The following is a 25,286-nucleotide window of genomic DNA, read 5'->3' as shown; positions in this document are numbered from 1 at the left end:
GGGGATTGTATGACAGTAACTGTTCAACAAATCAAGCGGATTTCAAAATGGAATATCGTCTCACCTAAAGGGTTTCAAGCTGTCGGTGTGCATTGCGGACTGAAGCATAAGAAAAATGATTTGGCTTTACTTGTCAGTGAAATCCCCGCCAGTGTTGCAGGCGTTTTTACAACGAACCAGATCCAGGCGGCTCCTTTGCAGGTGACGAAACAAGTCGTCTATGAAACTGGAAAAATGCAAGCGATCATCATCAATTCAGGCAATGCCAATGCCTGCACAGGAAAACAAGGGTTGGCAGACGCATACGCTATGCAGCAGAAAACGGCCGAAAAGCTAGGAATTGATCCACAGCTCGTCGGAGTCGCTTCGACGGGTGTGATCGGAGAAAAGCTGAAGATGGAGACGTTGCTTGCGGGAATTGACATGCTCCAGCCCACTGCCAGTTTAGAAGGATCCATTCAATTTTCTCAAGCAATCTTAACGACAGATACAGTAACGAAAAACATTGCCTATCAAACGGAAATCGATGGGAAGGAAGTCATCGTGGCAGGAACAGCGAAAGGTTCAGGAATGATTGAACCGAATATGGCGACCATGCTTGGATTCATTACAACGGATGCCAAAATTGAGTCAAAACATCTTCAACAGGCACTGGCATCTGTCACGGACCGGACATTTAACGCCATTACGGTTGACGGAGATACGTCGACAAATGATATGGTGATCGCGCTTGCAAATGGGCTCGCTGAGAATGAAACGCTGACACCGCTTCATCCGGATTGGGAGGCATTTATGCAGGCATTGCACGCGGTTGCGCAAGACTTGGCTAAAATGATCGCCAAGGATGGGGAAGGCGCAACGAAGTTGATCGAAGTGGAAGTGACCGGAGCAATAAATGACGTAGAGGCACGGAAAATTGGAAAGACCGTGGTCGGTTCTCCATTAGTGAAAACAGCGGTTTTTGGCTGTGATGCGAACTGGGGACGTGTTATTGCGGCGGTTGGCTATAGCGGTGCGGTGATCGATCCGGAAAAGATCGACATTCAAATCGGATCGACGTATGTCGTCAAAGCGGGAGAACCGGTCCTCTTTTCGGAACAACAGCTTACTGATTATTTGAAACAGCCAGAAGTGAAGATATCCATTCATTTACATGCAGGAGCAGGAACAGGCACAGCGTGGGGGTGTGATTTGACGTATGACTATGTCCAAATCAATGCAACGTACCGATCGTAAGCGTATCGTCATCAAATTAGGAGGCAGCATGCTCGGCGGTCTGAGCGGCCATTTCTTTACCAACTTTAAACGGCTTCAAGCGGAAGGGTATGACATCATCATTGTCCACGGGGGAGGTCCCGCCATCAACGCGGAGCTTGCGAGAAATGAAATACAGTCAACTATTTCGGAAGGGATTCGTGTGACTTGTGAAAGGTCGGCAGATATCGTCCGGAATGTATTGGTCGGAGCAGTTAACCCGCTTCTTGTCCATCAACTGAACCGGGAAGGAATTGTGGCAATCGGGCTGAATGGATTTGACGGTAAATTATTTACTTGCGGCTATTTGAATAAAGACAAATATGGATTTGTCGGCGACATCAAGTCTGTCAATAAACAACTGATTGACCAATTTATTGGTATCGGTGTCGTTCCGGTCTTTTCCTGCATCGGTTCCACTGAATGCGGTAAGACGTTGAATATTAATGCGGATACGGTCGCTAGTAAAGTCGCGCTGGCAGTCGGAGCGGAAAGTCTGCTTCTCGTGACGGATACGCCAGGAATAAAAATTGAAGGCAATGTCCAGTGCCGCGCGACAGTCGGGGAAATTGTTACGTGGATCGAGACCGAGGACATATACGGCGGCATGATTCCGAAAGTAAAAGCGGCGCTTGATTGTATTCAGGAAGGCATTCCTTCCGTTCGCATAACAGATCAGCATCTCGTCGGAACTGTTATTGAAGCGGAGGAGGTTTTCAGTTGAGCCATTTGTTTCCGAACTATGCCAGACGCCCCATTCATTTAGTGGAAGGAAAGGGTACCGTCGTAACCGATTCTGACGGCAAATCCTATTTGGATTTTATTAGCGGCATTGCGGTCAACTGCCTCGGACACAGCCATCCTGCGTTAATCAAAGCGTTAGGGGAGCAAAGCCAGCAATTATGGCATGTGTCCAATTTATTCGAAAGTCCCGAGCAGGAAAGGCTTGCCGCTTCCATCTTGCAGGACACTCATTTGAGCCGGATATTCTTTTGCAATAGTGGAGCGGAAGCGAATGAGGCGGCGATGAAACTGGCAAGAAAATATACTGGCAAGCATTCGATCATTACGTTTGAACACTCTTTTCACGGCAGGACATTTGGGGCGATGGCGGCGACAGGGCAGGAAAAGGTAAAGCAGGGATTCGGTCCGATGTTGCCTTCTTTCGTCACTGTGCCATTCAATGACCTCGAGAGCTTAACCGCCGCTGCGACGGAGGAAGTTGCTGCCATCATGCTGGAGGTGATCCAGGGCGAAGGAGGAGTGAATGAAATCACACCTGACTTCGCGAAGATGATCACCGATATTTGTCACGATAAAGGAATTTTGTTAATCGTCGATGAAGTCCAAACGGGGATTGGCAGAACAGGTACCCGTTTTGCTTATGAACAAACTTTGCTCAAACCGGATATCCTGACACTTGCGAAAGGACTAGGCGGAGGATTCCCGATTGGCGCGATGGCAGGGACCGATGAACTTGTGGCTGCCTTCGGTCCCGGCACACACGGCACGACATTCGGAGGTAATCCATTAGCGGTTCGAGTCGCACAAGCAGTTGTCGACCATATTTTCGATCCAGTATTTTTGGAAGAAGTGAACATGAAATCGATTTATTTACAGAAACGGCTGCAGGAAGTGTTTCAAGATAGTCCATTCCAACTCAGAGGTAGAGGCCTGTTAGTCGGAGTTGATTGCGGAATCGATGTCGGTCCTCTTATTGAGGAATTGCAGGAATCAGGATTGCTTGCTGTGCAAGCGGGGCAGACTGTGATCAGGCTGCTCCCGCCATTGACGGTATCTATAGAGGAAATCGACGAAGCAGTTGACATCCTCTGTTCCGTACTGAAGGAGAAGGCAACTGTATCATAAACAACACTTGAATTAAGGCGTTCAGAGAATCGCTATTCAAAGAGGGGACATTTTTGTTCCATTAATTAACGGGTTCCAAGTACTTTGGAATCCGTTTTTTTATGGTTCGATGTATGCTATCATTTTAAAGCAATCATTTGAGGGGCAACAAGTTTGATTTTGTAAATGCTCTTTATGTCTTTTGAAATCTAATAAAAGGAGGTGGATTGATTGGAAAGGGAACAAACGATACATCTTTCAAAAAAACTAACCTACAAGCGGACCAGCTGGCTATTAATCCTCGGTATCATCTGTATAGCAGCCACTCTTCGGGCACCGCTCACTTCGGTAGGACCGATTATTGCACCTCTTCGTGATGATTTAGGGATTCCAAACGCAGTGGCAGGTTTTGTCACAACGATACCTCTTCTAGCCTTTGCACTCATTTCACCGCTCGTTCCGAAAGTGAGCAGCCGCTTTGGCATGGAAACGACATTATTCTTTTCACTTTGTCTCTTAACGGCAGGTATTTTGCTGCGCTCAGCAGGGAACATTCTATTCCTCTTTACAGGGACATTTTTAATTGGCGTCGCTATCTCCTTCGGTAATGTACTGCTTCCCGCTATTCTGAAACTGAGCTTCCCGCTCCAAATCGGTTTAATGACAGGAATCTATTCGGTTTCCATGAATATTTCGGCTACCTTCGCTTCCGGATTAAGCGTACCGATCTTAGAAAAGACATCGTATGGCTGGCAGGGAGCGCTTGGCGTCTGGGCCGTTCTGACAGGGCTTGCGATCCTTATTTGGCTTCCGCAATTAAAACGCAGCAAAAACGCAACTCCATCCCTTCCGAGTTCAAGGACGAAACGGCCAGCGTCACTATGGCGTTCGCCGGTCGCATGGGGGGTTACACTGTTCATGGGATTGCAGTCCCTTCTGTTTTATACGACATCGGCATGGTTGCCTGAAGTGCTTAAATCCCAAGGGCTTGACGCGGGCCAAGCCGGCTGGATGCTGTCTCTTTTGCAAATTGCCCAGTTGCCAATGACGTTCATCATCCCCATTGTTGCAGGCAAGGTAAAGGACCAGCGGCTGATCGTAATCATCATTGTGCTGCTCTACTTGATCGGGTACGGTGGAATCCTCTTCGATGGATCCAGTTTGGTACCGCTATGGATGATCATCACAGGAATAGCCGGCGGCGCATCTTTTGGCTTGGCCATGATGTTTTTTACGCTTCGGACACATACACCAGTGGAAGCAGCGGAGTTGTCGGGAATGGCACAATCTTTCGGATACTTGCTTGCGGCAATCGGTCCGGTCTTGTTCGGTTCACTACATGACGTAACGGGAAGTTGGTCCGTGTCATTAGTTGTATTACTTATCGCTTCGTTCATTATCCTCCTTTCCGGATTGAAGGCTGGAAAAAACGAATATGTACAGGCGAATAATATGAATTAAAAGAGAGCATGGAAGGAATTCCATGCTCTTGTTTTTATTGCAATAAAGTAATGACTTCCTCAACCGCTTGTTCGCCAGCTTCTTCCCATCTACTTTTGTCACGGATTTCCGCATCTTTGTCGATAGGATCTTGGAATTGATTGAAAGTCGCTGTAGTCAGCGAGCTTGCATCCCGGTCCAAGCCGATATTGACTACATGTTTGATAACATATGGAGTACGGAAAACGATCGAAGTATGATACTGATCGAGTTCGCCATGGCTTACATGGAAAGGTATGCGCAAGTAAATCGTCTCACCGCCCTCTCTCCAGAGGACCGAATCAAAACAGCCGCCGTCGTAATCCCAGCCGCCGCCTAATTTATATCCCAAGTCGCTAATTAAATCCATTGTCGGCCCAAAATGTGCTTGCAGGCCTTCGATGCCAGTGTGCAATTCCAACATGTAAAGTCAGCTCCTTTCTTTACATTTATGGTTTACATCTAGTGGCGTGGCTATACTATCTATTCGTACACTTACTTCTATATGCAAAAAGCTTGAAACGCCATGAACGTTTCAAGCTTTGCGTTTAGTTGAGCCGATCTTTAAACAATAGTTGATCAGTAGTTAGGTCAATGATCTTCAAAAAGCGATCATGTTTTGTGAAGATGCTTTTGTATGTTTTTTTTCCATTGGCGTCTTCAAATAAAATGACACGGTTTCCTTCGTTATCGGTTTCCACGATACCTTTGTTGGTGTCAAGGTCGATCGTAGATGCAATCGTCTCGTATTCATCATACGATGCCAATTCGTTGTCTGTTGAGCTTGGCTCATTGTCTGCAGCTGTATCCTCAGCATCTGCATTTGCTTCATTCGTTGTGTCGTTAGCAGATGGACTTTCGACAGCAGGATTTTTTTCAGTATCAGGCTCGTTCTTAGAATCATTCGTGCTGCAAGCCGCTAATAGGAGGATGCAAAGCATAGAAGTTACTAATTTTTTCATCGTTGTGCTCCTTTGCAAAATAATTTCCCCTACTCCAATAGAAAAGGGACTCGTCTAGTGTAATTTCCCTAAATGGACAGGTCAACCATGGTGCTTTGTCAGAATAAAATGACTAAGCGGGAGAGATTCAGATGGAAATGTATGCTATGATGAATCAAAATGAAGGGAGAGAAGCCTTCTATGTATGAACAAAAGACGAAAGAAACGGACCAGTCTGTCATTGAATTTATTGAGCAAGTGGAAAGCCCGAAGAAAAAGGCTGATGCGTATCGGCTGCTGGATCTATTTCAAGACACAACAGGGTTCAAAGCGAAAATGTGGGGACCGAGCATCATCGGATTTGGCAGCTACCATTATGTGTATGACACCGGTCATGAAGGGGATGCGCCGCTTGTTGGCTTCTCTCCGCGGAAAGCAAAAATTAGCTTGTATTTTGCGACCGGAGATCCGAATAGGGATCATTTGCTCCAGCACTTCGGTAAACATACAGCCGGGAAAGCGTGTGTCTATATTAATAAGGTAGACGATATCGATGAGGAGATCCTGCGAAAATTGATCAGACAATCAGTTGAGTTTCTGCAAGATCTTTATCCGGAGTAAAAATGAAAACTAGATTGGCAGCCTCTCATCCTGGGGCTGCCTATTTTTATGTCAAGTCTATCTCCTACCGTGAGGATCTATCGATTTGTACATCATCGGGCTGTTGTATGCATAGACTAATGGAAACCATGCTCCAACTGGGGGGGACATTATGGATATCTTAAACAAGGTGAAACAGGCCCGTGAGGAAGAGGATCAGCTGAAATGGGAAGGGACGTTTGCCGAGTATCTTGACCTGTTGAAAGAACGGAAGGAAGTAGCACAGACGTCACATTCTCGCGTTTATCATATGATTAACAGCTTTGGCTCTACGAAAGAGAAAGGGCTCACGAAATATCATTTTTTTGATGATGCGATCTATGGTTTGGATGAGGCGATTGAAAGATTGGTGGAGGAATATTTTCATCCCGCGGCCAAACGATTGGATGTCCGAAAACGTATTTTATTGTTAATGGGTCCAGTCAGCGGTGGGAAATCGACTATTGTCACGATGCTGAAGCGAGGGCTTGAAGAATACTCGAGGACAGAGGAAGGCGCTGTTTTTGCGATAAAAGGTTGTCCGATGCACGAGGATCCGCTCCACCTGATCCCGAACCATCTGCGTGAAGAATTTTATGAGGAATTCGGCATCCGGATTGAGGGAAGTTTATCGCCGCTGAACACCATGCGTCTTGAACAGGAGTATGATGGCAGGATTGAAAATGTTCTAGTCGAAAGAATATTCTTCTCCGAAGATAAACGGGTTGGTATTGGGACATTCACACCTTCCGATCCTAAATCCCAAGATATTGCCGACTTGACCGGCAGCATTGACTTTTCAACCATTGCAGAATTCGGTTCTGAATCCGACCCTCGAGCGTACCGGTTCGATGGAGAGTTGAATAAAGCGAACCGGGGCATTATGGAGTTTCAAGAAATGCTGAAGCTCGATGAAAAGTTTTTGTGGCATCTGTTATCACTGACACAGGAAGGGAATTTTAAAGCAGGCCGTTTCGCCTTGATTAGTGCAGATGAAATGATTGTGGCACATACGAATGAGACGGAGTATCGCGCTTTCATTTCCAATAAGAAAAATGAGGCCTTGCATTCCCGGATTATCGTAATCCCGATCCCGTATAACTTGAAGGTCAGCCAGGAAGAGCGGATTTACGATAAAATGATTCGCGAAAGCGACATGGCGCACGTCCATATTGCGCCTCATGCATTGCGCGTGGCAGCCATATTTTCTGTCCTGACGAGGCTGAAGGCTTCTAAGAAACAAGGGATCGACATCGTGAAAAAGATGCGACTATATGATGGGGAAAATGTTGAAGGCTTCAATATTAACGATCTGGAAGAGTTGAAAAAAGAATATCCGAATGAAGGCATGGATGGCATTGATCCGCGTTACGTCATTAACCGGATTTCGTCGGCGATTATCCGGAAAGAAGTGCCTTCCATTAATGCACTGGATGTCCTTCGTTCGTTGAAGGATGGATTCGACCAACATGCCTCCATTACATCAGAGGCGAAGGAAGCGTACTTGAATTACATTTCCATTGCACGGAAGGAATACGATGAAATCGCGAAGAAAGAAGTGCAAAAAGCGTTTGTGTATTCGTATGAAGAATCCGCAAAAACATTAATGGATAATTATTTGGATAACGTGGAAGCGTTCTGCAATAAACATAAGATCAGAGATCCGTTAACCGGGGAAGAAATGAATCCAGATGAAAAATTAATGCGGTCCATCGAAGAGCAGATTGGCATTTCCGAAAATGCGAAGCGGGCATTCAGGGAAGAGATTCTGATCCGTATCTCCGCTTATGCGAGAAAAGGACAGCGATTTAATTACCAATCACATGAACGGCTGCGCGAAGCAATACAGAAAAAGTTATTCGCCGATTTGAAGGATGTCGTGAAAATTACCACGTCCTCTGCCACGCCGGATGAATCCCAGTTGAAAAAGATCAATGAAGTGGTGGCGCGCCTCATCGATGATTATGGATACAATTCGGTTTCTGCCAATGAATTGCTGCGTTATGTCGGCAGCTTATTAAATCGATAAGAATACTCAAACAAGGCTGTGCAAGGCAGCCTTGTTTTTTATGTTCTAAATGGTCAGCCAGGTGTATTTATGGTTTCAGGACAAGCAAGGCAGGATTTTCGTTCTTCTGTTAATTTGGTCAATTACCGGTTTCGTTTTGCATATGATGAAGGAAACAATCGGTCATAAGATGGGGTGAAGATGATATGGACGAAAATCAGAAGAGCTACGTCGTTTCTCAGGAAAACTGGACTCTCCATCGGAAAGGTCATACGGATCAGCAACGTCATCTGGATAAAGTAAAAGAGGCGATTCGTAATAACTTGCCTGACTTGATCAGCGAGGAAAGTATTATCTTGTCGGACGGCCGCAAAACGGTCAAAATTCCGATCCGTTCATTGGATGAATATAAAATAAGGTATAACCATGAAAAAGGAAAGCATGTAGGCCAAGGAGATGGCGAGAGCAAAGTCGGGGATGTAGTCGCGAAGGATGGAAAAAAAGGCGGCGCAGGCACTGGCAAACAGGCGGGTGATCAACCCGGCACTGATTATTATGAAGCGGAGATTTCAGTTGCAGAACTAGAAGAGGCTTTGTTTTCGGAATTGGAGCTGCCTGCAATGGAGCCGAAGGAGCAGGCGGACGTCACCGTTGATACGATCGTATTTAATGACATCCGAAAGAAGGGTCTCATCGGCAATATTGATAAGAAACGGACCCTATTAACAGCGATAAAACGTAATGCCATGAAAGGCAGTGCAGCCATTGCGCCGATTCACCAGGATGACCTGCGTTTTAAGACATGGAATGAAATTCAAAAGCCCCATTCCAAGGCAGTCGTTCTTATGATGATGGATACGAGTGCATCGATGGGCAAGTTTGAGAAATATGTAGCCCGCAGCTTTTTTTTCTGGATGACCCGCTTTTTGCGTACGAAATATGAACAAGTGGAGCTCGAATTCATAGCTCATCATACGGAAGCAAAAGTGGTGACGGAAGAAGAGTTCTTCACCAAAGGAGAAGGGGGCGGCACGATCTGTTCAACCGCATACGCAAAAGCGTTACAATTAATCCGCGCGAAATACCCTCCAGCACGTTATAATATTTATCCTTTTCATTTTTCAGACGGGGAAAATATGTCGTCGGATAATACAAAATGCGTACAACTTGTGGATGAACTCATGGCGGTGTCAAACCTGTTTGGGTACGGTGAAATCAATACACACAGCAGATATTCCACCCTGATGAACTCCTATGAAAAAATAAACAATCCGAAATTCCAGCATTATGTCGTGAAGGAGCAGGCCGACGTCTATTTCGCATTGAAGCGCTTTTTCAAGAAAAGGGAGGAGGGGTCCGAATGAAGCCATTTAAGGATTTGGAACGGGCAATAGATGAAATCACGGAGATTGCAACCGGTTTCGGACTCGACTTTTACCCTATGCGTTACGAAATTTGTCCAGCTGATATTATCTATACATTTGGAGCCTACGGCATGCCGACCCGGTTCACCCACTGGAGCTTTGGAAAACAATTTCATAAGATGAAGCTGCAATATGATTTAGGACTCAGCCAAATATATGAACTCGTCATCAATTCGAATCCTTGCTATGCATTTTTGCTTAATACAAATAGCTTGATTCAAAACAAACTGATTGTTGCCCATGTGCTCGCCCACTGCGACTTTTTCAAGAACAACGTACATTTTTCGAACACCCGGCGGGACATGGTGGAAAGTATGACAGCGACCGCTGAACGGATCGCACAGTATGAAATGGTACACGGAAAAGAAGAAGTCGAGCGTTTTCTCGATGCCGTCCTCGCCATCCAAGAGCATATCGATCCCTCCTTAATGAAAAACATCGATCTGCTGGATGAAGAGGAAGAGGAGAATGAGGTGAAAGTGATCACCCCATATGATGATCTTTGGGCACTCGATCGCCGAACAATCCAACCGAGAACGAAAAGTCCAAAACGAAAGCGCATCCCACCAGCACCGGAAAAAGATCTTCTGTTATTTATCCTGCAATACAGCGATGAGCTGGAGGAGTGGCAACGGGATATATTGACGATGCTGCGAGAGGAAATGCTCTATTTTTGGCCGCAACTGTCGACAAAAATTATGAACGAAGGCTGGGCCACCTTCTGGCATCAGCGGATCATGAGGGAATTAGATTTAGACTCTGATGAAACGATAGAGTTTGCCACTCTGAACGCCAATGTGATACAGCCTTCGAAAACATCAATCAACCCCTATCATTTAGGATTAAAGATATTTGAGGATATTGAAAAGCGATTTGATCATCCAACAGAGGAAATGAAAGAGCTAGGCATCCAGCCTAATTCAGGACGAGAAAAGATCTTTCAAGTGAGGGAAATGGATTCTGATATCTCTTTCATCCGAAACTTTTTAACAAAGGATTTAATGAAACAAGAAGATCTTTATATCTTTCAAAAGAGCGGCAATGAATACAAAATTACAGACAAACAATATGAAGCCGTTCGGGACCAAATTGTTGCGAACCGCGTGAACGGTGGATTTCCATATATCGTCGTCCAGGATGGTGACTATGTTAGAAACGGAGAACTCTATTTGGTGCACCGTTATGAAGGATTGGAACTTGATTTTCAATACCTTGAAAATGTCCTTCCCTATATACATCAGTTATGGGGACGCATTGTCCATCTAGAAACGTATGTCGATGATAAGCAGCTCGTCTTTTCATATGACGGCAAGAAAATACATCGGCGGTATGCCTAAGATAAGATGGGATCGATTGCTGATTGAAAGAGGGAATTGACCATATGACTTGGAATGCTACACAAAGGCGGCATCTCGTTCGTTTCAGATCGAGAAGCTGTCTTTTTGGTTTGTGTTAAAAGAACTTTCGGCGCAAAAAAAATAACTAGGCAAAGTGAATGATTCTGGTAGCAGTATGTACGGTCACTGCTGATGGTTGGCCGATATCCGAGCTGAAGCGGCCGACAACAAATAATCGTGCTGTTCTTCTGTTTATTATGAAAGTATTGTAAACTAGAAATAGATGGAAAGAAAGGGGGCGAGTTGATGATACGGAAAGCTCAGCAGGGAGATGCAGAAGGGATTGCGACTGTGCATGTCGACAGTTGGCGCACAACATATAAAGGAATTGTTCCGGATTCCTATCTTGAAAGTTTATCGTATGAAGAGCGTGCCGAAATGTGGAACCGGGCGATCGGAGGTAATCCATTATATGTCGCTGAGGATGAAAATGGGAAGATTGTCGGGTTTGCGACAGGTGGAAAAGAACGATCCGGGAAATATGCTGATTATACCGGTGAATTGTATGCAATTTATTTGCTGGAGGAAGCACAAGGAAAGAACATTGGCTCCGAGCTCGTTAGGGCGATATCAAAAGAGTTGGACCAAATGGGTATTACCTCCATGCTCGTTTGGGTGTTGGATAAGAATCCTTCCAAGCAATTTTATGAGCGTCTCGGCGGTGAGGTCATCGACAGTACAACTATTACGATTAGCGGGGAAGAGCTCCTGGAGATTGCATATGGTTGGAAGGATCATCGCATTTTGATGCAGAAAGGGTAATACGATGCGCTTGCACTTCACCGTCTCTGGTGATGGCAAGGAATCTCTGGTTTTTCTGCATACCGGATTACAAACTGGACAGACGGATTTTTTATTTCAGCAAGAATATTTTAAGGGACACTACAAAGTCTATGCTCCGGACTTGCGGGGCCACGGGAAATCTTATGTACAAGATGTAGCGTTCTCCACTTACTTTTCCGATAGTGTCACTGATTTAATCGAAACAATGGATAGCTTAGGAATGATAGCTTAGGAATTGAAAAAGCGCATCTGATTGGATGTTCGTTAGGAGCGTTAATCGGATTGAAGTTCGCCAAGATTCATTTAGACCGATTAAGCAGCTTGATTATCTCAGGCATCACGTCAACAAGACCGGATAATTGGAATGTCTTATGTGAAAAAGATGCAGCCAACCAAGTGGCTATGCTTTTGGACGAGCAGATTGTCCAATACTTTAGTCAGCTGCATCTGTCCGATTGGAAGAAATTTTTAAAGGAATCAATCGAAACGGATTGGTATCCTTTTGAGGAAACTGGCGAGATTCACTCCATTCAGTGCCCTTCTCTTCTTCTGGTAGGCGAAGACAAAGCGCATGAAGTAATGGGAGTTATCGAGTACCCAAAGAGGAACGAAAATTTTCATGTAGCGGTTCTTCCTTTTGCCGGCCACCTTGTGCACCAAGACCAGCCATTGCTCTACTCAAAAATTGTTGAGAGCTTTATAAACAAAATAGCTTCAACCTAATTACGAGAGGTGGAAAAATTTTTATGGATATACCTGTTGAGTTCCAACAAAAAATTATTGGTTGTTTTCGGGAAGAAGGTGAAAAATGGCTCGCAGCACTACCTGAGAAAGTCGCTCATTATGCGAAACAATGGGGATTGACCATCCAAGGGCCGTTTACGAATTTATCCTATAATTACGTACTGTTCGTTGAGGATACGCAGGGACAGCCTTTCGTCTTGAAACTAGGGGTTCCCAATTTTGATTGCCGGAATGAGATGGATACCGTCCGGCAGTACGATGGAAAGGGATGTGCGAGATTAGTAAAGGCGGACCGGGAGGAAGGGGTTATGCTTCTCGAAAGACTATCGCCGGGTACGATGCTATCGGATCTGCTAGACGAAGAAGAAGTCGTCCGTATTTTTCTAGATACATGGAAAGCGATACGCCGGGAATTACCGACTGAACGTCAGATCCCAATGATTACAGATTGGGCGGGTTCGTTGACTACTTATGCAGCTCAGGCAAACGGCAATCAGGAAATTCCGATAGAATTTATTAACAGAGCTCAGGAATATATTTATAAAAACATGGAGGAACCCGAGCGGCATGAGCTTCTGCATGGCGATTTACATCATGAGAACATCCTCTATTCTGAGGAGCGGGGCTGGTTAGCAATCGATCCGAAAGGGGTAGGCGGTGATCCATGCTTCGATTTGGTTTCGTTTATGATCAATCATTTGATGGAGAAACCGGATCCTCGTACGCTGCTTGAGTACCGCGTCAATCGCATCAGTGAGGAATTGCACATCGATCAAATCCGGTTGCTGGAAACTGCTGTTGGTTTGTCTACCTTATATGCCTGCTGGGCAATAGAAGATCAGTCCGATTGGCAAGATACTTATCAATGCGCTGTCTGGTTCAATGAGTTGCTTGAAGAAAAGCGGATCAATGCGATCACTTTATAAAAAAGGAGAGAACGTAATTGAAAGATGAAACTCTATTATTGATTGATAAAAAAGATGGATTAACTGAAGAATTCAGCAAGCTGGTTTCCATGATGAATTATACAAGGGATACAACGTTAGACGAAGTACAAGGATTGACGGTAGAAGAACTTGATTATTTATATGACGATGATGCCAATTCGATCGGCATGCTGCTTGCCCATATGGTGTCTGTGGAAAAGGCTTATCAAATCATGACATTTGAAAACCGGGATTTTACGGAGGAGGATATTCAATTGGTGAATCCCGCCATGGATTTAGGAGCGCCAGCCCGTGAACAGATAAAAGGAAATTCAATCGAGTACTATTTGGCTGCCTTGGAAGAAACAAGACAGCACACCATCGAGACATTTAAGAAATTGCCAGATTCCTGGCTATTTGAACAGCAGTCGTTTTGGTGGGATCTCCCAGCCAATAACTATTTCAAATGGTTCCATGTCTTTGAGGACGAGCTAAGCCACCGGGGCCAAATTAGGATCATTAAAAAGATGATGAGCAAAGTAAAAAATTAGATTGTCCGCAGCTTGGGCGGGTGAATCAGACATGCACTGCCTGCATACGATAGCGTGAGGAGTGATGATTTGGAGCACCCGTCTTTCCGGGGAAGTTACAGGCCCTATGTTTCACCTTTAGATCCTTGTCCACCGATTCTCGTTAAGAAGTTTGTCTTGCCTCCCCAAGTTTTCATGAATTTCCAGCCGCCGGGTCTTCCGCAATATACCCCGGCTCAAGCATTATTCCAAGGTTCTCTTTGGCCAGCTTTAGTTGATGGATTTTCACGGGAGGAGGGAATATCGTGAATCCTGCGTTTGAAGAGGAACGCGCACTGATGCTGCAACTGCAGGAAGCTGATTTTGTCGTTGTGGAATTAACCCTCTATACTGACACTCATCCCGACGATCAGGATGCCTTGGATCAGTGGAGAGAGGCGATCAAGCGGGCTTCAAAGATCAGGCATCAGTACGAAAGTCGATACGGTCCGCTCTCTCTGGCTTCCATCCCGACTGAACAGGCAATTGAAGCCGGCTGGCGTTGGAATCAGACTCCATGGCCATGGCAAAGGTGAAGAAAGGGGACCGATATGTGGGTTTATGAAAAGAAACTACTTTACCCGGTCAAAGTGGACACATGCAATCCAAAGCTAGCGAGGTATTTAATGGAGCAATATGGAGGTGCGGACGGGGAGCTTGCTGCTGCACTTCGGTATATGAATCAGCGTTATACGGTTCCTGACAAGGTAATCGGTGTGTTAAATGATATTGCCACGGAAGAATTTTCTCATCTTGAAATGATTGCAACGATGATATATAAACTGACAAAAGACGCAACACCTGAACAATTGGTGGAAGCTGGTCTCGGTGCGCATTTTGTAAACCATGGGCACGATCTTTTTTATGAGAATGCTGGTAATGTTCCTTTCACCGCAACCTATATCCAAGCAAAGGGCGACCCAATAGCGGACCTCTATGAAGACATCGCAGCAGAAGAGAAAGCCAGAGCCACTTACCAATGGATCATTGATGTGTCAGATGATACATCGCTAAACGATTCGCTGCGTTTCTTGCGCGAGCGGGAAAATGTACATTCTCTGAGATTTAGAGAATCGGTTGAAATCTTAAAAGAAGAACGGGACCGGAAGAAGTTTTTCTAACCATAGTCTTCGGTTATGATAAAAAAGCCCTTAGTGTAGACAATGCTATCAATTGTCTGCACATTTTTTATGTATATGGCGATTTCGAAAGTTTACTAGTCATTTAGTATGGTTGGCTGACTCACTTCAAACATGCTTTTAGAATGTGATGCAGAACAATTGCAGTTACTAAAATACTAGTTTGTTAGTTAATAACATAATAAATTGGAAGATTGTGATACAATAATTTCAGCCATTTTATAGAGTTCGGCTAAACGTTCTCTATTCACTTTTTCAATGATATGTACGGTCATCAGCAGACATGTTAACTACACAGTAAAGGGGTGTAACAATTGTCCAAGGATTTCGATGGGATTCAAAAAAGAATGTCTGAGTTGGAGGAGGAATTACTGCACTTAAAAAAAGAATTGGCTGAGAAGGAAAGCAGTCAATCAATCGAAGCAGAAGAACCAGTCGAAGCAGAAGATCCACTCCAACCAGCAGAACCAACGGGACTAGAAGAGCGGGTAAAATCATTTAAGTCAGCGGAACCAGTAGAACTAGCCAAGTCAGCAGAACCTGTAAACATCATGCATAACCAACCATCTGTTCCGTTGGAGACTCACGAGAAGGCCGTTGAACCAGTTTCAGAAGAGATCCATGGGGAAACTGTGCATTCAGGGCCAGGACGGCTAACTGGAATTTCACCACAGAACGTATCATCAACGGAAATGCAACCGCCTGAAATGCTCACTCAGTCACAGGCGCAACCAGCCGAAAAGCCGGAGAAGTCGGATTTCAATTTAGAAAGAATGCTCGGTCTTTGGCTGCCAAGAGTTTTTATGTTCATCTTGCTGTTAGGTGTCCTGTGGGGACTGAAAGTTGCGTTTGATAATGGTTGGATAACGGATTGGGTGCGCATTCTCCTTGGTTATGCCGGAACAGCACTTCTCTATTATGCAGGAATGAGAAACATTCAAAACTCCCGTGCTCCGTTTGGGCTCACATTATTAGGTGGTTTTATCGCACTCGGCATATTAACTACATTTGCTGCACATCATCTCTATGGGTATTTTCCATACATCGTGGCATTCCTAATTGCTGTCGCTTATATTGCTGCAGGCCTTTGGTTATCTAGCCGACTCAAATCCGAAACGCTGACGATGTTCTCTGCCATCGCGGGTTTTCTTCTTCCTTTCCTATTAGAGGACACGAATGCGACCACAATTCAGTTCGCCATCTATCTGTTATTGTTGTTTATCTCATTGTTCTACATTTCATTGAAGCAGGGGCATACGTATTCGTTCTATGTCTCCTTTAGTTTGTACCACCTGACGCTCGTCATCTTTACGGTTATGAATATCCTCTTTGTCGACAAGAATATCATCGTGCTCACCGTTTTGGTTCAACACATTGTGTTGCTTGTGTCGTATATGAGAGGGCTCAGCAAAAAAGCAGTATCTAGTGAAATTATGCTCTATGCCAATGCGGCCGTTATGTTATTTTGGGTAGCGATTTTAGAGTATGAATTGCGTTTGGCTGTCTATGGATTCTTAGTTGTACTCTACAGCATACTAGCGGCAATCGCTTACAAAAAGGGTGAAAACCTTGGAATGAGCATCTTTACTGCAATTTCGATCATAGCTGCGAGCGTAATGGTTCTCTCATTCCGGTTGGATGAACCACTCATTCAATTGACGCTGATGCTTGTTATTGCAACACTCGGACTTTGGCTTGGTATTCGGTTCGACACCATCCGTTTGATGGTCATCGGAGCTTTTGCTTATAGTATCGTGGCGCTGGCGGTTTTAACCGTAATCCATATTGATTCATTTGTATCCATCGAAAATCTCATTTGGGCCATTTTTATCTATACGATCGTCTTAATTTTTTATTCATTGACTCAGAATGTACCTTCCATCTTGAAGGGGCAAGAAAAGCTACTCAACATCAGTTTCATTGCAGGACAGTTGGTTTTGCTCATCTATGTCGGTTATATGGCAAACTTGTTGATCACTGCATTTGATTTTAATATGGTAACTAGCATGCATATCTTTTTCTTTGCTTTTTTAATCGCAATGGTTATCACGTTCAGTTTTGTTAAATGGCATCGCGGAATTTATTTGGCGCATGCGGCAGTCATTGAATTACTCCTTTTGGGATTGTTTGTCTTGTTGTTTAACTTGACGAACTTCTCAAATACTGATGGATTATGGTTGAATCTGTTTGTCCAGATAGTCTACGTCATTTGCTTATCCTATCTGTTCCGGACAATCTTAAAAGGGAAATTCTATTTCAAGCCTGAGCGGTTCAAAAAGGTAGTTCCGGCATTGGCTGTCACAATGCAAGTCTTGTATTTTATCTTCTTGAATAAATGGTACTTAACGATTGCGTTCGGCTACGAGTGGGAATGGGAATACATCCTTTTTGTTCATACATTCCTGCTAATGGCTTTTGCGTTCATCTCTTTCAGCATCGGAAAAGTCATGAATTGGAAGGTTGTCAAAATTCTTGGGGCAATTATAGTCGGGTTTAGCCTGCTCAAACTGTTCATCGTTGATATGGCAAGCATCTCACTATTCATCCGTGCCATTTTATTTATTGTCGTCGGTATTGTCGGCTTGCTTTACTCAAGGACCTTATTGAAGGATGAGTCGACAACCCCCTAAGCAAGTGCTTCAGACTGATTTGATTGCATATGTTTCAACAGTTAAATAGCTTTATAAAACCAAGAAAAAGCGCTCAGATTTTTTTATGAGCGCTTTCTTGTAAAATAAAGAAATTAATTTGCCAAGGCATTTTTAAGGTTTTGAGTATTTTCCCAATCTAAGCTGCCGAAGCCTTCACTTTCCTTATTGCTGATAATGGTAGCTGTTTTAACCTCAAACCAAATTCGATATTCATAACGTCTCTCGGGAGTGTTTTTATCGGTAGAATAAAACAGTGTAACGATTACATCTTGTTCCCTTGCCATTTCTGCTTGTACATTTGGTTCCCACTTTACATTTTGAAAAGATTTTTTAATCTTATTTAATTTGGAGGGGTCAGTGATTGTCACTACATCCACCGGATTTTCTTCCTCATTCACTTCTTGAACTTCAGCTCTCGTTAATTCTCCTTCTTCTTCAACCATTTCTTGGTTGTTGTTATTTGGAAATTTTTTATCTTTTTCAGAGCTAGCTGCAAATAGTATTCCTATAGCTAAAAATGATGCTATGACAGCAATTTTCCTAATTTTCAACTCCTCCTCGACTGTAAAATTTACATTTAGTGTTGGTTTTCGTCTTATAGAGTAGTAGCAGACACTGCCGAATAACATATTGCAACAGCAAACAAAGGATCAACGATTCATATCCTAACACGCTGTTGTTATTGTTTTCTCAAACCCGTTACAAAAGACATTCGGCTCAAATCATTTGATAAGCAAGATAAAATGAAATGTCACATCTCCCTGATTCCAATTTGCGTGAACGGAATATCCATATGTTCCAGGTTTAGAAGGAGTGGAGAATGAGGACCGCTCTGAAAGCGTCTCGTGTTCAAGATTATTCACCCAGTCTACCGAAATAGAGGATGGCGTTTCAGAGAAGAGTAGTTCGAACTCGCTCCCTGGTTCTGCTTCGATTGGTGGTGCGCTATTTTCATAATCAAACGGATTTCCGGAAGCATCAGTACATTCGGATTGATTTCCGTCCGTCCAGCAATAACCTCCCCTTGCAGTACTAAAAGTCTCTTCACCGATTCGTACTTTCATAGTTGGGAGCTGATTCGTGGGATGTTGAACCGGTTCGGTTTGCTGACAGCCAAACAGCATAAGGATGATTAGAAAACTTATGAGGATGAACATTTGTCTTGCCATCATGACACCACCTTTTGTTCATTAGACTTTATTGCCCAAAGAAAGTTACAGAGGATGCAGGAAAGAGTAGAAAATAAAGTGTGAATCCAATTGACATGGGGAATCGTATACGTACATAACAAGCAAAGAAAAAGGTGATTGGAATGAAGGACTGGCTTTCGGATGAAGAGTTTGATCAACTCTTCAAAGAGAAATCAGAGGAAATTAATGATCAATTGGAGCGGGAAGTTCTCATCGCATTGATAGGAGATGTCAATGCAGGGAAGTCCTCGACAATTAACAGGCTGATGGGCGCTGAAGTGGCGCAAGTGGGAGCGAAACCCGGTGAAACCCAGGAGATTAAAAAGTTTGTGTACCGGGAGAAGATTATTTTTGTAGATACGCCAGGTCTAGATGATATTTATAGCGAACATTCTGCTGAAACGATGAAGTTTTATAAAGAGGCGGATGTCATCTTGTTTTTCCTGAATGCAGCGGGGACCGTATTATCTGAAACAGAGCTTACTTCATTGAAGAAAATTGCGAAAGTGAACAAGGATATAATTCTAGTTCTCAATAAAATCGACGCGGCAGATGATATTCCTACACTCGTCAACTATATTAAACAGCATACAGATTTCGACTATGTCGTTACACCGATTTCCTCTCGTACCGGTGAGAATATCGGCTTGCTCCAAAAAGAAGTGCTGGACATATTGGAGTCAAAAAAAAAGGACATTTTAATGGCCGCCAACATGGCTGATAAATCTTCAGTTGCGAATCGGTGGATATTCGGGGCTGGGGCCTCGGCAGCAACCATTGGAGCGGTTCCGATTCCCGGATCGGATTTTGTTCCGCTCACCGCACTGCAAGTGAGCCTAATGCTCAAGCTCTCTACTTTGTATGGAAAGCCGATATCAAAAGATAATGCCAAGGAACTGATTATCGCAACGATCGTTGGGAATATTGGAAAGACGGTATTTCGGCAGATTGTCAAAATCATTCCCGGAGCAGGTATGGTGGCGGGTGCCAGCGTGGCAGGTGCCATGACAATTGCGTTAGGACAAGCAGTCAAATATGCGCACGAAAACGATATCGAACTGACACCTAAATCATTGACACCTATTTACCAGAAGTTTTTGAAACGGTCCAAGAAAATGAAGAATGAATAAGTAATTAAGAAACCAACATCAGAAGAATGATGTTGGTTTCTTTGTGGATAAAAAATAAAAAACTTAATGTTTTCATATAGTTCCATATGATTCGAATAAAAAGGAATGTTTATATGACAAGGTTAGTAGAGTTAATGCTAGTTTTTTAGTTTTTTAGCAATACCAAATTTTACCCCTATCTTTTTTGTGAAATAAGATTAATAATGTTTAACGAGGGTATATGAAAGATGGGAGTAATTGCCCTTACTAGATTCATCATCATGAGGAGGAAGTTATTAAATGAACAACCAACCTAAAAAGTATCGTAATTTCATAGCTGGTGCTGCTTCTGCGGCATTGATCGCATCTGCAGTAGCGCCTGTCGTTGCAAGTGCAGCAGACAAAAGCTTTTCGGACATCAAAGGAAACACTCATGAAGATGCTATTAACGCACTTGTAGCACAAGGAATCATCGGCGGTTATCCAGATGGTTCATTCCAACCTAACAAAACATTGACTCGTTCAGATGTAGTAAAAATGATGGGTAAATGGCTTGAAAAAATGGGATATGAAGTTCCGAAAGATTACAAGACTAACATGCGATTCAAAGATTTGACACCTAAAACAAACGAGGAGCTTTTGAAATCGGCAGCTCTAGTCAAGGACTATGGCGTTTTCGGTGGCTATGAAGACGGTACACTTGGTGCAGGTAAAAATATCACTCGTGAAAACATGGCTGTTGTTTTAGTTCGTGCATATGATGCAGTTTATAAAACTGACCTAGTATCACTCGTAAAAGAAAAAGAGTTTAACAAAGACGTTACGGATCTAGCTAAAGCGAAAGCGGAAGCCCGTCCATATATCGATGTTCTTGATTATTTTGATATCACGAACCCGAAATACCCAACATTCAATCCTAAAAACACAACAACTCGTGGCCAATTTGCTACATTCCTCTATAACACTTCTTCTTTGAAAGTAGAAGCGGATGAAGACAAAGAAGCTCCGAAACTAGTATACAACGGTGAAAAAACACTTAACGTCCAATACGGCGCAGCATTTACTGCACCAACAGTAACAGCAACTGACAACGTTGACGAAAAAGTAGAAGTCACTTCTGTTATTACAAACGAAGCAGGCGAACGCCTCGCAGCAATCGACACAAAAGTACCTGGCACTTACAAAGTGACATACAGCGCTGTCGACAAAGCAGGCAACAATGCTGAAGAGCTAGTAGTTACTGTTGTAGTTGGAGAGAATCCTGAACTTGAAGTAGTTTCAGTGAGTGCTATTAATGCCACTCAAGTTCAAGTGAAGTTTAATAATGCGGTAGATAAGTCTACACTATTCGAGACTAATGGCAGCTTCAAAACTGCTAACCTTTCTCTAACTTCCATTGATGGCGGTGCAAATCCAGCTATTTCTTCTGCAACTCTTTCAGAAGATGGAAAGACTCTTCTTCTAACATTGGATCAACCAGTTTCCAAGCGTTATAAAGTTTTGATTGAAAATGTAAAATCTAAAACTGGCGTTGCTTTGAAGAAATATGACGAGATCGTTGATTTTGCAGCTGACAAAACTGCTCCATTTGTAGTCGGTACAGAGCAAATTTCTGCAACAAAAGTGAAAATCAAGTTCTCTGAACCTATGAAAGCTGCAGACGGTACGTTAGAATACGCAGATGGTAAAACTGTAACAGGTGCAACTGCTAAACTAACAGCAGGCGCAACTGAAGTAATTGTTGACCTATCTGATGCAGGCGTTGAAGTAAATAAAACAATCAATGTTAAATTCATCGGCTTGCAAGATATGGCTGGCAATATCATTTCACCAAATCCAACTGTTGTACAAATTGTGAAACAACAGCCGGACGGTGTAAAACCATCTGTTTCTTCTGTTGTTCAAACGGGAGCTAAAACATTCAACGTTACATTTACAAAGGAAATTGATTCTTTAGATAAAGCCCTTGTAACTGTATCTGGCGGTTTTACAGTTCAATCAGTCGAAAAAGTTACTGGAACAGAATACAAAGTAACAGTTGACAAAAATTTGACTGGTGTCCAAAATGTTAACGTTGCAGCTGGCTATAAAGATTTAAGCGGCCAAGCAGGCGAAGCAATTACGAAAGTCGTAACATTCAAAGAAGACACGGCTGTACCTCAAGTAGTTGGTACTTCAGTAGTCTCTGATAATGGCAAAGAATATTTGGAAATCACTTTTGATAAGGATGTAACACTATCTGGAAGCCCAACAGTGACTGCAAAAGGTTCTTATGTTTCATCTAACGTAACACATGACATCACTGGACAAGCTGTTGCATTAGAATCAACAAAGAACACGAAAGCAGTTCGTGTGGAACTATCCAAGCTTCTTGGAACAGATGATGTTAAAAATGCATCTTACAATGTTGCATTAACATTTGCAGGAGTTGCAAGCCAAGCAGGCGTTTCTGTAGATAAAGCTAACAACATCAAGTTCAACCGTGGTGAAGACAGTGCAACAACAACTGAGAAAATCAAAGTTACAGACAATGGCATTGTTCAATCGACTACAGATAACAACATTGTAACCGTAACATTTGATAAAAATGTTGATGCAGCTACTGCAACAACAGCAGCGAACTATCAAATTGATGGAGCTACTGTCGAATCAGCGACTGTCAAATCTACTAATTTGAAGCAAGTTGAATTGAAATTAGCTCCAGGTTCCGCTAACTTCTCTGGATTGCGCAACGTAACAATCCAAAACATCAAGGCACAAAATTCAACAGTTGCAATGGATGTTTATCAAGGTTCAATTACTTTGAATGAAAACGTAGCACCAACAGTTCAATCAGCTGTATTGACTGGTAATGACACGATTACATTAACATTCAGCGAAAATGTGACTGTTGATGAAAATGCATTTGAAGTATTCGTTGGCAATGACAAAAATCCGCTTGCAGGTGTAACTGTTGCAGCAGTTAACACAGCTGCCAAAACAGCAGTTATCAAATTGGGTACACCTGTGACTGACGAACAACTCAGCTCAGGTTTGACTGTAAAGCAAGCCGATACTAAAAATGTATTGGATACTGTAAAGAATCCACTTCAACTTACAAGCATTAAAGTATCACGATAATTTTTAGAAATCTCCCCTTGATCTATTTGATCAAGGGGTTTTTCAATAGGAAGCAACGCGGGAAGAGAATTAAAAGAAAAAAACACATACTCATCCAACCTATTCCAATTTTCCTCCCTTTGTGATTAAATAAAAGTAACGTACTGATACAATAGGCTTACAAGTATGAGGGAATTGGAAGGGGTATAGTAATGAATTCACATGCAATTGAGCAGGTGACGGATGACCACGTTGTAAAAGCGCTGGAACGTAATTTGGCTATTATCCGATTTGATTTAAATCGTAAAATTGTGTATGTCAATGAAAACTTTGCGAATGCAATGGGGTTTACTCAAGAGGAGATGATTGGTTTACCTCATGAGGAGTTATGCTTTTCGGAATATGCCAGAAGCAGGGAGTACTCTGAATTTTGGAGAGAGTTGACGAGGGGAATTACCAAACAGGTGAAGGTGGAGCGAAAACACCAGGACGGCCATAAAGTTTGGTTGGAAGCGACCTATATGCCGGTATTCAGTGAGGATGGACGACGTGTGATCAGCATTTCCAAAGTTGCGTCCAATATTACTGATCGGCAGACTTGCATTACGGAGGTTGTGAATGAGCTGCGTGAAATGGCGGAAGGATTGACGGAACGAGCAGATGTCGGCATTGACAGAAGTAAGGAGCTTCTTCGTATTATTGACAACATTGCAACCATCTCGCGGGATAATACAAAGACACTGGAACTACTGCAATTGCATGCGGAATCCATCCAGCATATCGTAAAAACAATCCGTGACATTGCTGCACAGACAAATCTGCTTGCATTGAATGCTGCCATCGAAGCTGCCAGGGCAGGGGAGCACGGCAGAGGTTTTGATGTCGTTGCCAAGGAAGTGAGAAAGCTCTCGGCTAATGTGGAGAAGTCCATTGTGGAAGTTAGGGAAGGCATCGCGTCCATTACTCGTGAGATTGGCAATATCGCAACAGGCACGACACTCGCTCAAGAACATGTAGAAGAATGCCAGCAGCAAATTCAAATTGCAATGGAAGACTTTCTTGCCATAGCTTCTTCTGCGGCGCAATTGGATGATCAATCTGAAGAAGTGTCTCGCATTATATGAGCTTTTAAGCTATAAATAAAAAAAGTAAACCCAGAGGCGTGAAGTGACCTCCGGGTTTATTACTGTCTATAGATTTTTCGCGTTGAATGTATCGCCATCTTCAATTTTTCCGGATTGGAATCCTTTATAAAACCATTTTTTTCGTTGCTCGGAAGTCCCATGGGTAAAGCTCTCTGGCACGACATAACCTCTTGCGCGTTTTTGAATCGTGTCATCCCCGACCGCGCTGGCCGCATTTAGCGCTTCTTCCAAGTCTCCTTTTTCAAGCACACCCATGCCTTGTGCATGCTGTGCCCACACGCCGGCAAAATAATCAGCTTGCAGTTCAAGGCGAACCGAGTATTTATTATACTCCTCCTCGCTCACTTGCGAACGGATAGCAGCCATCTGATCGCTAATGCCCAGCAACTTTTGAACATGGTGACCGACTTCATGTGCAATCACATACGCCATTGCAAAGTCGCCAGGTGCTTGGAATTGATCTTGCAGCTCCTGATAAAAACTTAAATCGATATATAACTTCTCGTCACCGGGACAGTAAAAAGGACCGACTGATGCACCGGCAGTTCCACAGGCAGATTGCACGCTTCCCGAATATAGGACTAGAGTAGGTTCTCGGTATTCAAGCCCTTCTTCTTTAAAAACCTCATGCCACACATCTTCCGTGTCAGCGAGTACAACGGAAACGAACTCTGCGAGCTCCTTATCTTGTTCTGTTTCCACGTAGCTGGTGTTCTCCGTGGAATTGCCCATTCCGTCCAGAATGGCACCCGGATCACCACCAAGAAACATGACGACCAGCAAGAGGACAATTCCGCCTATTCCGCCTCCCATGATAGCCGGTCCGCCCATGCCCCTCCGATCCTCAACATTACGGCTCCCTCTACGACCTTTCCATTCCATATGATTTCCTCCCTGACTATGTCGGTAAATGAAGTATGACTTCCTATACCCGAAATCAA

General features: G+C 43.5%; 24 protein-coding genes and 1 pseudogene. 20 read left to right on the top strand and 5 right to left on the bottom strand.

What is annotated here, in order from left to right:
- Window positions 1–9: 9 nt before the first annotated feature.
- The 4 genes from argJ to NCCP2222_RS09295 all read left to right on the top strand — a co-directional run bounded on the left by argJ (window position 10) and on the right by NCCP2222_RS09295 (window position 4,563).
- Entirely contained in the window at window positions 10–1,236 is a 1,227-nt protein-coding gene (gene argJ, locus NCCP2222_RS09310) for a bifunctional glutamate N-acetyltransferase/amino-acid acetyltransferase ArgJ (RefSeq protein ID WP_248511716.1), read from the top strand.
- Window positions 1,199–1,978: an acetylglutamate kinase gene (gene argB / locus NCCP2222_RS09305; protein WP_248511714.1), complete on the top strand. Its 780-nt coding sequence runs from the start codon at window positions 1,199–1,201 to the stop codon at window positions 1,976–1,978. The genes argJ and argB overlap by 38 nt, the downstream gene beginning before the upstream one ends.
- On the top strand, window positions 1,975–3,123 hold the full coding sequence (locus tag NCCP2222_RS09300) for an acetylornithine transaminase (protein ID WP_248511712.1): 1,149 nt from the start codon (window positions 1,975–1,977) through the stop codon (window positions 3,121–3,123). Before argB ends, NCCP2222_RS09300 begins: the two co-directional genes overlap by 4 nt.
- Window positions 3,124–3,333: 210 nt before the next feature.
- Window positions 3,334–4,563, top strand: coding sequence for a CynX/NimT family MFS transporter (locus NCCP2222_RS09295; RefSeq protein WP_248511710.1), 1,230 nt, complete (start codon window positions 3,334–3,336; stop codon window positions 4,561–4,563).
- A gap of 34 nt (window positions 4,564–4,597) precedes the next feature.
- On the opposite strand, the gene NCCP2222_RS09290 is transcribed toward NCCP2222_RS09295, so the two are convergent.
- Window positions 4,598–5,005: a YugN family protein gene (locus NCCP2222_RS09290; protein WP_248511708.1), complete on the bottom strand. Its 408-nt coding sequence runs from the start codon at window positions 5,003–5,005 to the stop codon at window positions 4,598–4,600.
- Between the two features lie 124 nt (window positions 5,006–5,129).
- Entirely contained in the window at window positions 5,130–5,543 is a 414-nt protein-coding gene (locus tag NCCP2222_RS09285; RefSeq protein ID WP_248511706.1) for a hypothetical protein, read from the bottom strand.
- 180 nt (window positions 5,544–5,723) lie between these two features.
- Here NCCP2222_RS09285 and NCCP2222_RS09280 point away from each other — a divergent pair, with 180 nt between their 5' ends.
- From NCCP2222_RS09280 to NCCP2222_RS09225, 12 genes are all read left to right on the top strand, one after another.
- On the top strand, window positions 5,724–6,143 hold the full coding sequence (locus NCCP2222_RS09280) for a DUF1801 domain-containing protein (RefSeq protein ID WP_248511698.1): 420 nt from the start codon (window positions 5,724–5,726) through the stop codon (window positions 6,141–6,143).
- A gap of 151 nt (window positions 6,144–6,294) precedes the next feature.
- On the top strand, window positions 6,295–8,190 hold the full coding sequence (locus tag NCCP2222_RS09275) for a PrkA family serine protein kinase (protein ID WP_248511697.1): 1,896 nt from the start codon (window positions 6,295–6,297) through the stop codon (window positions 8,188–8,190).
- 185 nt (window positions 8,191–8,375) lie between these two features.
- Window positions 8,376–9,533, top strand: coding sequence for a sporulation protein YhbH (gene yhbH, locus NCCP2222_RS09270; protein ID WP_248511696.1), 1,158 nt, complete (start codon window positions 8,376–8,378; stop codon window positions 9,531–9,533).
- A complete protein-coding gene (locus NCCP2222_RS09265) occupies window positions 9,530–10,930 on the top strand; it encodes a SpoVR family protein (protein WP_248511695.1) in 1,401 nt (466 codons plus the stop codon). Before yhbH ends, NCCP2222_RS09265 begins: the two co-directional genes overlap by 4 nt.
- 306 nt (window positions 10,931–11,236) lie before the next feature.
- Complete coding sequence (locus NCCP2222_RS09260) at window positions 11,237–11,752, top strand: GNAT family N-acetyltransferase (protein WP_248511694.1); 516 nt, start codon at window positions 11,237–11,239, stop codon at window positions 11,750–11,752.
- 303 nt (window positions 11,753–12,055) lie between these two features.
- Window positions 12,056–12,496 carry an alpha/beta fold hydrolase gene (locus NCCP2222_RS09255; RefSeq protein ID WP_248511693.1) on the top strand — a complete coding sequence of 147 codons (441 nt, stop codon included), beginning with the start codon at window positions 12,056–12,058 and terminating at the stop codon, window positions 12,494–12,496.
- 23 nt (window positions 12,497–12,519) lie between these two features.
- Window positions 12,520–13,443 (top strand): aminoglycoside phosphotransferase family protein, encoded by a 924-nt coding sequence (locus tag NCCP2222_RS09250; RefSeq protein ID WP_248511691.1) that lies wholly within the window; start codon window positions 12,520–12,522, stop codon window positions 13,441–13,443.
- A gap of 89 nt (window positions 13,444–13,532) precedes the next feature.
- Entirely contained in the window at window positions 13,533–13,994 is a 462-nt protein-coding gene (locus NCCP2222_RS09245; RefSeq protein ID WP_248511834.1) for a DinB family protein, read from the top strand.
- Between the two features lie 174 nt (window positions 13,995–14,168).
- Window positions 14,169–14,282 carry a spore coat associated protein CotJA gene (locus NCCP2222_RS20930; RefSeq protein WP_483882516.1) on the top strand — a complete coding sequence of 38 codons (114 nt, stop codon included), beginning with the start codon at window positions 14,169–14,171 and terminating at the stop codon, window positions 14,280–14,282.
- Window positions 14,279–14,548, top strand: coding sequence for a spore coat protein CotJB (locus NCCP2222_RS09235; RefSeq protein ID WP_248511687.1), 270 nt, complete (start codon window positions 14,279–14,281; stop codon window positions 14,546–14,548). Before NCCP2222_RS20930 ends, NCCP2222_RS09235 begins: the two co-directional genes overlap by 4 nt.
- A gap of 15 nt (window positions 14,549–14,563) precedes the next feature.
- A complete protein-coding gene (locus NCCP2222_RS09230) occupies window positions 14,564–15,133 on the top strand; it encodes a manganese catalase family protein (protein ID WP_248511685.1) in 570 nt (189 codons plus the stop codon).
- A gap of 332 nt (window positions 15,134–15,465) precedes the next feature.
- Window positions 15,466–17,781: a DUF2339 domain-containing protein gene (locus NCCP2222_RS09225; RefSeq protein ID WP_248511683.1), complete on the top strand. Its 2,316-nt coding sequence runs from the start codon at window positions 15,466–15,468 to the stop codon at window positions 17,779–17,781.
- A gap of 113 nt (window positions 17,782–17,894) precedes the next feature.
- On the opposite strand, the gene NCCP2222_RS09220 is transcribed toward NCCP2222_RS09225, so the two are convergent.
- Both NCCP2222_RS09220 and NCCP2222_RS09215 read right to left on the bottom strand, forming a co-directional pair.
- Entirely contained in the window at window positions 17,895–18,353 is a 459-nt protein-coding gene (locus NCCP2222_RS09220) for a hypothetical protein (protein WP_248511681.1), read from the bottom strand.
- A gap of 171 nt (window positions 18,354–18,524) precedes the next feature.
- On the bottom strand, window positions 18,525–18,971 hold the full coding sequence (locus tag NCCP2222_RS09215; RefSeq protein ID WP_248511678.1) for a hypothetical protein: 447 nt from the start codon (window positions 18,969–18,971) through the stop codon (window positions 18,525–18,527).
- Between the two features lie 143 nt (window positions 18,972–19,114).
- Between NCCP2222_RS09215 and NCCP2222_RS09210 the strand changes: the two genes are divergently transcribed.
- The 4 genes and pseudogenes from NCCP2222_RS09210 (at window position 19,115) to NCCP2222_RS20855 (ending at window position 24,324) form a co-directional block, all read left to right on the top strand.
- A complete protein-coding gene (locus NCCP2222_RS09210; protein ID WP_248511676.1) occupies window positions 19,115–20,122 on the top strand; it encodes a GTPase in 1,008 nt (335 codons plus the stop codon).
- A 279-nt stretch (window positions 20,123–20,401) separates the two neighbouring features.
- Window positions 20,402–23,221: an S-layer homology domain-containing protein gene (locus tag NCCP2222_RS09205; RefSeq protein ID WP_248511673.1), complete on the top strand. Its 2,820-nt coding sequence runs from the start codon at window positions 20,402–20,404 to the stop codon at window positions 23,219–23,221.
- Window positions 23,222–23,412: 191 nt separating this feature from the next.
- Window positions 23,413–23,787: pseudogene (locus NCCP2222_RS20860) on the top strand (PAS domain S-box protein); the annotation flags it as partial.
- A gap of 45 nt (window positions 23,788–23,832) precedes the next feature.
- Window positions 23,833–24,324, top strand: a complete 492-nt coding sequence (locus NCCP2222_RS20855; RefSeq protein ID WP_375709177.1) for a methyl-accepting chemotaxis protein — start codon at window positions 23,833–23,835, stop codon at window positions 24,322–24,324.
- 66 nt (window positions 24,325–24,390) lie between these two features.
- On the opposite strand, the gene ypfJ is transcribed toward NCCP2222_RS20855, so the two are convergent.
- A complete protein-coding gene (gene ypfJ, locus NCCP2222_RS09195; RefSeq protein WP_248511671.1) occupies window positions 24,391–25,227 on the bottom strand; it encodes a KPN_02809 family neutral zinc metallopeptidase in 837 nt (278 codons plus the stop codon).
- Window positions 25,228–25,286 lie beyond the last annotated feature (59 nt).

The sequence above is a fragment of the Sporosarcina sp. NCCP-2222 genome (genome assembly GCF_023168145.1).
GTDB lineage: Bacteria > Bacillota > Bacilli > Bacillales_A > Planococcaceae > Sporosarcina.
This window is presented reverse-complemented; position numbering and strand designations above follow the sequence as displayed.